This is a genomic window from Terrisporobacter sp. (assembly GCF_017888745.1).
Lineage (GTDB): Bacteria > Bacillota > Clostridia > Peptostreptococcales > Peptostreptococcaceae > Terrisporobacter.
In genome coordinates, this window is the sequence record NZ_JAGHFM010000229.1 from 1 (window position 1) to 8992 (window position 8992).

11 protein-coding genes are annotated in these 8992 nt (G+C 24.6%); 10 read left to right on the forward strand and 1 reads right to left on the reverse strand.

The features are described 5' to 3' along the window. A partial coding sequence (locus J7G74_RS10795; RefSeq protein ID WP_297135140.1) for a hypothetical protein occupies positions 1 to 364 on the reverse strand: 364 nt, incomplete at its 3' end. 73 nt (positions 365 to 437) lie between these two features. Here J7G74_RS10795 and J7G74_RS10800 point away from each other — a divergent pair. From J7G74_RS10800 to J7G74_RS10845, 10 genes are all read left to right on the forward strand, one after another. After that, on the forward strand, positions 438 to 1604 hold the full coding sequence (locus J7G74_RS10800) for a serine/threonine protein kinase (protein ID WP_297135143.1): 1167 nt from the start codon (positions 438 to 440) through the stop codon (positions 1602 to 1604). Between the two features lie 111 nt (positions 1605 to 1715). Further along, positions 1716 to 2126 (forward strand): FxLYD domain-containing protein, encoded by a 411-nt coding sequence (locus J7G74_RS10805; RefSeq protein WP_297135145.1) that lies wholly within the window; start codon positions 1716 to 1718, stop codon positions 2124 to 2126. Between the two features lie 176 nt (positions 2127 to 2302). Next, complete coding sequence (locus tag J7G74_RS10810; RefSeq protein WP_297135148.1) at positions 2303 to 2983, forward strand: M15 family metallopeptidase; 681 nt, start codon at positions 2303 to 2305, stop codon at positions 2981 to 2983. A 40-nt stretch (positions 2984 to 3023) separates the two neighbouring features. Then, on the forward strand, positions 3024 to 3713 hold the full coding sequence (locus J7G74_RS10815; RefSeq protein ID WP_297135152.1) for a response regulator transcription factor: 690 nt from the start codon (positions 3024 to 3026) through the stop codon (positions 3711 to 3713). Positions 3714 to 3867: 154 nt separating this feature from the next. Then, on the forward strand, positions 3868 to 4821 hold the full coding sequence (locus J7G74_RS10820; protein WP_330616530.1) for a HAMP domain-containing sensor histidine kinase: 954 nt from the start codon (positions 3868 to 3870) through the stop codon (positions 4819 to 4821). 12 nt (positions 4822 to 4833) lie between these two features. Next, positions 4834 to 5247, forward strand: coding sequence for a VanZ family protein (locus J7G74_RS10825; protein WP_297135157.1), 414 nt, complete (start codon positions 4834 to 4836; stop codon positions 5245 to 5247). Positions 5248 to 5295: 48 nt separating this feature from the next. Then, positions 5296 to 5469, forward strand: a complete 174-nt coding sequence (locus J7G74_RS10830; protein ID WP_297135160.1) for a hypothetical protein — start codon at positions 5296 to 5298, stop codon at positions 5467 to 5469. A gap of 162 nt (positions 5470 to 5631) precedes the next feature. After that, the gene (locus J7G74_RS10835; RefSeq protein ID WP_297135162.1) at positions 5632 to 6498 is read left to right on the forward strand and encodes a MurR/RpiR family transcriptional regulator; all 867 of its coding nucleotides are present in this window, start codon (positions 5632 to 5634) and stop codon (positions 6496 to 6498) included. A gap of 130 nt (positions 6499 to 6628) precedes the next feature. Next, entirely contained in the window at positions 6629 to 7381 is a 753-nt protein-coding gene (locus J7G74_RS10840; RefSeq protein ID WP_297135164.1) for an ABC transporter ATP-binding protein, read from the forward strand. Further along, positions 7374 to 8992 (forward strand): ABC transporter permease subunit (locus tag J7G74_RS10845; RefSeq protein WP_297135167.1); only part of this gene is annotated, 1619 nt, incomplete at its 3' end. The genes J7G74_RS10840 and J7G74_RS10845, both read left to right, overlap by 8 nt.

Consider the following 8992-nt stretch of genomic DNA (forward strand, 5'->3'; position numbering starts at 1 on the left):
TAATAATACTATCTTTTTTTATCTTGGCATATAATTCTCCTGCATTACCAATTTTTAAAGCTTTATTACTTTCTTCTAAGGTGAAATTAGCGCCTATACAAAGTTGTAAGATTTTATCTCTGCTAGGCTTTTTATCGCCTCTCAAAATTTCATAAGCATAAGTTCTATCTAAATCAGCATTTTTTATTACATTACTTTTACTAAGGCCTTTTTCCTTAAAAGTTTTTGAGAAATATTCATGTAAAAGTATATCTTTAGAATTATTTAAAGTCTTTGATAGATAATCTTCTAAATTTGATTCATTATCAATATTTTTTAATAAGCTCATTAATTCTATAGTTTCTAAATCGTTCATATTATCCATATAGTATTTTCACCTCTTCAAATAATATGATATAATTTTAAGGTTAGAAAATCAACAATAAGGAGTGTAAAATTTGAGTTTAGATGCAGAGTTTAGGCTATCTTTATATGAAGAACTAAAGTTACTACATAAGAGTAGAAAAGGAGAAATTTTTTTAGTTCAAAATATACAAGATGAGAAGATATATATTAAAAAAGAAATAAAAGAGTATACAAAAGAAATTTATGAGAATATAAGCAAAATTGATAGTATAAATATGCCTAAAATTTATGATTTATTTGAAGTAAACGATAAATTAATCGTAATTGAAGAATTTATAAATGGTGATACATTACAATCAATTTTAGAAAAAGAAAATAAATTAGAAGAAAAAGAAGTTATAAAATATATGATTTCTTTATGCGAAATTTTAGATGAAATACATAATTTAAACCCTCCTATAATACATAGAGATATCAAGCCAGCTAATATTATTATAAGTAGTGACAATGTACTTAAATTAATAGATTTTGATATTGCTAGGACATATAAAGATGGAGAAAATATGGATACCACACTTTTAGGTACTAAAGGATATGCATCTCCTGAACAATTTGGATTTGACCAAACAGATTGTAGAAGTGATATATATGCTATAGGTGTAATGATGAATGTTTTAACTACAGGTAAGCATATAAAGGAAGAATTAAATAATACATTATTAAAAGATATAATAAAAAAATGTACTAATATTTCGGCAGATGAAAGGTATCAAAATGTTTTTGAACTAAAAGAAGTATTGGAATCTAAACTATACTGTAATAATAATATTAAATTAAATAATGTAAATATAGTTGATGAAAATATGGATTCTAATAAATATGCTATAGATAGTAATTTAAAGTCTAATAATATAAATGAAAGTAATTATATTAAGAGAAATAGTGCTAATAAAAGTTTACTTAAAAAGATACCTGGTTTTAGGAGAACTAAAATAATAAATATGATTTTAGCTAGTTTGTTATATTTATTTTTAATATTTGCTTTGTTTATTGCACAGAGTTTTACTGAGTTTATAGAAAATGTAGTCATGATTATTATGATATTATCAATGTTCTTTATACTTACAAATTTCTTAAATATAAAAGAGAAGTTACCAATAATTAAAAGTAAAAATAAATCAATAAGTATATTTGGTTATTTTATTTATATGAATATTATATTTTTTGTATGTGGTGGAATTTTAACTTTATTACAATAACAAAATATTATAATTAAAAAATTTTTGATTTGTATGCTGGGAGCATACCAACCAAACTAAATAACTTTATATAATAAAATCATAATAAGAGTTATTTATGGAGGTCAAAAAATGAAAAAAATATTAATAGGAATAATTATAGGATTCGTAGTAATCATAGGAGGATGTGCTGCATTATTTGGAGCTGGAGTCTCTAGTGTAGATAATGCAATTAAAGAAGTTGAACAACAAACAGTAAAAGAAGATACTAAAGTTCAAGAAATGGCAAAAAACATAAAGTGGGAAGTTAAAAAGGATGCATATAGCACTAAAATAGTAGGTGTATTTGAAAATACAAGTGATGAGAAAATAGACTATGTTGAATTTGAATATAAATTAATAGATTCAGATGGAACTGTTATAGAAAGTTCATTTACAAATGAAACAGAAGTTAGTCCAGGAGAAAAAAGAAAAGTAGAAATACTTTGTATAGAAAATGATTTTGAAAAATTTGAAGTGAATGCAAAATCAAGTGCTTTATAAAAATTATATATAATAAAAGATTTATTAATTTAAGTGTGTATTTTAATATAAAATGCACACTTTTTTTGTTAAGCACAATAAATCTTAAGAAAAGTTAAGAATTGCTTATAAATTGTTTAAGATATATTTTCTAGAATTAAATCAACAAATTAATAAATCAAAAGGGAGAATATATCATGAAAACAAAAAACAAGATAGTGTTAGCAATAATAATTATTACAATTATATTTATAAACAAAGTAGATTTACGTGGAAAATTAAATTACAGCAATGAAAGTTATAAACAAGAAGATAAAATAAGTGATGAAAATTCAAATTTATTATTAGTAAATAAAAGTAATCCCATATCAGAAGATTATAAACCAAATAAATTAGTAAAACCTAAAGTATCATTTCTTAAAGATACTAAAGATGAATCTAGACATATGGATGAAGTTGCAGCAAATGCTTTAGAAGAATTATTTAAATGTGCTAAAAAAGAAGGTATAATACTTATTGGCTCATCGGCTTATAGATCTTATGAAAGCCAAGTAAAAATATATAATGAAAATGTATTAGAAAGAGGTATAGATTATGCAAATAAATATGTTGCTATACCAGGTAAAAGTGAACATCAGACAGGTTTAAGTATAGATGTTACTAATAAAAGTAGATGTTTTGATAAAACAAGTATAGAAGCCCAGTGGTTAGCAAATAATGCACATAGATTTGGTTTTATACTTAGATATCCTGAAGGTAAAGAAGATATAACAGGATATAATTATGAACCATGGCATATAAGATATGTGGGAAAAGAGCATGCTTTAAAAATATTTACTGACAATATTACTTTAGAAGAGTATATGAAAATGATATGATATAATGAAAATTACAAAAATTAAGTAAGGAGAGATTATTTTGAGCAGTAAAATACTTGTCGTAGATGACGAAAAAGAAATAAGAAATCTCATTGAGATATATTTAAAAAATGAAGGTTATACAGTAATAAAAGCAGATAATGGAGAAGAAGCTTTAAAAATATTAGAAAAAGAAGAAGTGCAACTAATTATTTTAGATATTATGATGCCTAAAATGGATGGTATGGAAGTTTGTAGAAGAGTAAGAGAAAATTTAAATATACCAATACTTATGCTTAGTGCTAAGTCAGAAGATATGGATAAAATACAAGGTATTATGACGGGAGCAGATGATTACTTAACTAAACCATTTAATCCACTTGAATTATCTGTTAGAGTTAAAGCACTTTTAAGAAGGGCTTATTATTTTAATAATAATCATGATACTAATAAAATCATAAATATTGAAAATTTAACTATAAACAAATATGAACGCACAATTAAAGTTGAAGATAATGAGATTCCTTTTACATCTAGGGAATTTGATATTATATATTTATTAGCTAATAATAGGGGAAGGGTATTTAGCTCAGAAGAGATATTTACGAAAGTTTGGAAAGAGGACTATTTTGGATCTAATAATACAGTTATGGTTCATATGAGTAGAATAAGAGAAAAATTAGAAAAATATATAACAGGAAATAAAATAATACAAACTGTATGGGGAGTTGGTTATAAAATTGAAAAATAAAAAAAGATTTTTTAAATATGTAGTTATAAATTCCTTTGAAGTTATTATAAGTATAGTTTTAGCTGTTTTAATATTTAATAGTTTATATATTTTATTTAATAATTTATATATGACTTTTAATTACCCTACTTTCAATAGAATAGTAACTCTCTTTATGAGCATAAAAAATAATTATTTAGGAGACTTAATATACTTTATTATAGCATTATTAATATTCTTATTAATTTATTCTTTAATTACTTATAAAAAATATAAAAATATTGATATATTAGTAGATAGTTTAGAAGATATGTCAAAGGGAAATTTAGATAAGAGAATAGAGATAAACTCTAAAGGGGATATTGGTGAAGTAGCAACTAATATTAATAATATAGTTAGTCAATTAAAAAATCTTACTATAGAAGAGAGAAAAGCTCAACAAACAAAAACAGATTTAATAACTAATGTATCTCATGATTTGAGAACACCTTTAACTTCAATAATAGGATATCTTAATCTTATAGAAGAAGATAAATACAAAGACGAAGTGGAACTTAGATATTACACTAATATAGCATATGAAAAAGCACAGAATTTGAATATACTTATAAACGATTTATTTGAATTAACTAAAATGCAAAATAGAACAATGAATTTTGATAAGATAGAGATAAATTTAGTTGAATTGATTAGTCAGATTGTTTCCCAGTTTGGGATTGAATTAAGACAAGCTAATATGGAGTGCAGAATAGATTTTAAGTCAGATAAAATTATGATAAATGCTGATCCTGTTAAGCTAGTAAGAGCTTTTGAAAATCTAATTACTAATGCAATGAGATATGGGAAAGATGGTAAATTTATTGATGTCAAAGTTAAGACAGAAGAAAGTATGGTTATAGTGCAAGTAATAAATTATGGAGATCCAATACCTTTAGTGGATTTACCTTATATATTTGATAGATTTTATAGAGTTGAAAAGTCAAGAAATACTTATGGTGGAGGTTCAGGTCTTGGACTTGCCATTACTAAAAATATTATAGAAAGACATGATGGTAGTATTTTAGCTACTAGTGATAATAATGCAACTATGTTTCAAGTTAAACTACCTTGTAATATTGAATCATTTTAGGGAGGTATTGTAGTGCAAATATTAGGACGTGATATTTTAATAACTTTAATTGTTATTTCTATTATAGTATATATAAATAGTCAACTTAAAAATAAGAAAGGAACTTCTTTATATAATACAGGGATTATTTTATTATCTGTAGTAATGGTGATTATATTTTCTTTAACGGGAGTTTCTCCTATTAGTGGGTTTAATATAGAGATAAGGATTGATGAAATATCTTTTATTCCATTTAGAGATATTATTGAAATGCTTAAAGGTGGATTAACACTACATACCATCATTAATATTCTTGGTAATATTATAATGTTTATGCCAATGGGATTTTTACTTCCATTATTATTTAGCAATTTAGATTCCTTAAAAAAAACTTTAGTCCTTGGGTTTGGAACTTCACTACTTATTGAGTTTACCAAATTATTTTAGATTAGAGCAACTGATATAGATGACTTGATACTTAATACTTTTGGCACAATGTTAGGATATTTAGTATTTCTTACTTTTAAAAAATTATTATCTAGATTAACAGAAAAATTTTCTATAGAATCCATAGGTATGGAAAATAAATTGATGTTATGGAGTTGTATATTAGTTCCTTATATAGTTATTGTTATGGCTGGTTTCTATGATAGATATATTTTATTATGATAAATTAAAATAAAATTAAGTTTTTTATATAAATATTTTTGTGAAGCTTTTACGAATAAAAATTTAATCTAACTTTAACCTTTTCTTAAAGATAAGCTACATTTTATTATGATAGACTTTAATTATTAAAAAATGTAGTTTTACTACTTTTGGGAGGATATAGTGAATAAAGACAATTGTATTTCAAGGATTAAGAAAAAATATTTTGACCTTAGACCCTCAGAGGTTAAAGTAGCAGAATTTGTAATTAGAAATACAAAAGAGGCATCGAAAATGTCTATAGGGAAATTATCAGAAATAACAGGTGTTAGTCAACCAAGTATAATTAGATTTGTAAAAGCTTTAGATTATTCTGGATATAGAGAATTTAAAGATAATATGATTGCATATATTGCAAGTAATTCAGAAGGGTATAATAGGAGTTTACTACATGGTTTTAATTTAAAGAAAGAAGAGAAGTTAGAAGATATACCAAGAAAAACTATAAAAGCATCAATTAAAATATTAGAAGAAACTTTAAAGTCTATAGATATAGACTCTTTTGAAAAAGCTATTGAAATGATAGTAAGTGCAAGACGAATAGATATATATGGAGTTGAAAACTCAAATAGCGTAATAAATGATTTAAAAAATAAACTATTATACTTAGGTTTGGATGTAAGACATAGTGAAGATATATATATGCAAAATTTAAGTGCTAATAATTTAACATGTGGAGATTTAGCTATAGGTATATCTTATTCTGGAACTTCTAAAGATACAGTAGATATTGTGAAAAGAGCTAAATCTTGTGGAGCAAAAACTTTGGTAATAACAAATTTTGAGGAATCACTAATTAGTAATTATGCAGATATAATTATACATAGTAGTAATTCAAAGGGACATATCTATGGAAATGCCATATTTTCAAGAACATCTCAGACAGCTATAGTAGATATGATTTATATGGGAATAATACTTAGTGATTATGAAAGGTTTTCAAAAGTACTAGATAAAAATGGTGAAATATCTAGTTATAAAAGCTATTAAGGAAGCTATGTTATGTAGTATTACTACATAATGTAGCTTTTTTTTTACATTTTGTTAACTCTCCTTTAATCAACAAAGATTTTTTAAATGTTAATATTTGATTGTAGAAGAAATTAAGGAGATGAGAAAAATGTTAAGACTTAATAATATAAGAAAATCCTATGAAGGGACAGAGATACTAAAAGGAATCAGTATTGATGTGAAAGATGGTGAAATTGTTTCTATTTTAGGGCCAAGTGGAAGTGGTAAAACTACTTTATTAAATATAATACTAGGCATAACAGATCCAAGTGATGGACAAATAATATTTAATGAAAAAGATATAACAAATGTATCTATGGAAAAAAGAGGATTTAATATAGTTTTTCAAGATTATGCTCTTTTTCCAAATTTAAATGCTTACAACAACATAGTATATGGATTAAAAAACAAACCAAACACTTCAACAAAAGAAGAAGTAGAAGAATTGATTGACTTACTTGACTTAAGAAAACATATTGATAAAAATATAGAAAATTTATCAGGAGGGCAAAAACAAAGGGTTGCCCTAGCGAGAACTTTAGTTATGAAGCCAAAGATACTTCTTCTAGATGAACCATTAAGTGCATTAGATGGAGTTATAAAAGAATCTATAAAAGATAGAATTAAGCAAATTGCTAAAGAGTTTAACTTAACGATAATAATAGTGACTCATGATCCTGAAGAAGCTTTAACTCTTTCAGATAAGGTTCTTATATTAAATGAAGGAAAGGTATCTCAATATTCTACTCCAAAAGAAATAATAGATACACCTAAAAATCAGTTTATAGAGAAGTTTATACTTAATCAATTATCTATAAAGAGAAATAACATATTTACCTTATTTGGAGGTAGTTATGCTTAAGAAAAATAAAGAAAATAAAATATTATTTTTAATAATAAACATAATATTTTTGGTATTTTTAATTTTTCCTGTAATAGTTCTTTTATCAAAATCTTTTATAAATAAAGGGGTTATAGGATTTGAAAATTATAAAAATATTATTTTAAGTGAAAGTTTTATGCAGTGTTTAAAAAATAGTTTTGTAGTTTCCATTTGCACCGCGATACTTACCACATTCATTGCTTTTATACTTGTATATAGTATTAACAATACTAATATAAATAAAAATTTAAAATCATTTATAAAGAATATAACTATTCTTCCAATGTTACTTCCAACTATTACATATGGATTTGCAATTATATATTCTTTTGGAAAACAAGGTTTAATAACTAAATTATTTGGATTTGAATTATTTAATATATATGGATTCAACGGATTATTATTAGGATACACAATTTATACATTACCCATAACTTTTTTGTTAATAGATAATACTTTTAAATATATTGATAAAAAATTTATTGTAGTTTCTAAAGTGATGGGAGACAAACCGTTAAAAACTTTTTATACAGCAACATTAAAGCCTTTAATAGGAACTTTAGCAGGAGCATTTATACAATCTTTTTTCTTAAGTTTCACAGATTTTGGTATACCTGCCGCTGTGGGAGGAAGTTATGGTGTGGTAGCAACATCCTTATATAGTGAAATGTTGGGGTCTGTGCCAAATTTTAACAATGGTGCTTCCATAGCGATGATAATGCTTTTACCATCAGTCCTTGGAATATTTGCTCTTAAATATTTAGAGAAATACAACTTTAGATATAATAAAATCTCACAAATTGAAATAAGTAAAAATAAAATTAGAGATATTATATTAGGAATAATATCCACATTAATAATGATGATAATTTTATCAATATTTTCAGTAATATTTATTGTACCTTTTGTAAATAGATGGCCTTATGATACCAGCTTTACTTTAAATAATATTAGTAATACTTTAAGTTCATCAACATTAAAAGGTATATACATTAATTCCTTATTAGTAGGAATACTAACAGCCATATTTGGAACTTTTATAGCTTACTGTTCAGCATTAGTAACTTGCAGAAGTAGTATTAATAATAAGTTTAAATCAATAATTAAATCCATATCTCTTATTACAAATACAATTCCAGGAATGGTGCTAGGTATTGCATTCTTACTTGCTTTCAGTGGAACGAGTATACAAAATACTTTCTTAATAATAATAGTTTGTAATATAGTTCACTTTTTCTCAACTCCATATTTAATGATGGAAAACTCTTTAAGTAAGATGAATAATTCATTTGAAACTACAGCAAAGCTATTAGGAGATAGCTATTTAAAAACAATAGTTAGGATTATAACTCCAAATGTAAAGTCAACTTTACTAGAAGTGTTTAGCTACTACTTTACAAATTCCATGGTAACTATAAGTGCTGTAATATTTTTAACAAGTGCTAAAACTATGGTAATTACAACGAAAATAAAAGAACTTCAACATTATGCTAAGTTTGACGAAATATTTGTTTTATCAATGCTTATACTAGTGACAAATTTAGTCGCAAAGTTAATTTTTTATCTGTTAACGCATGGAAATAAAATTAA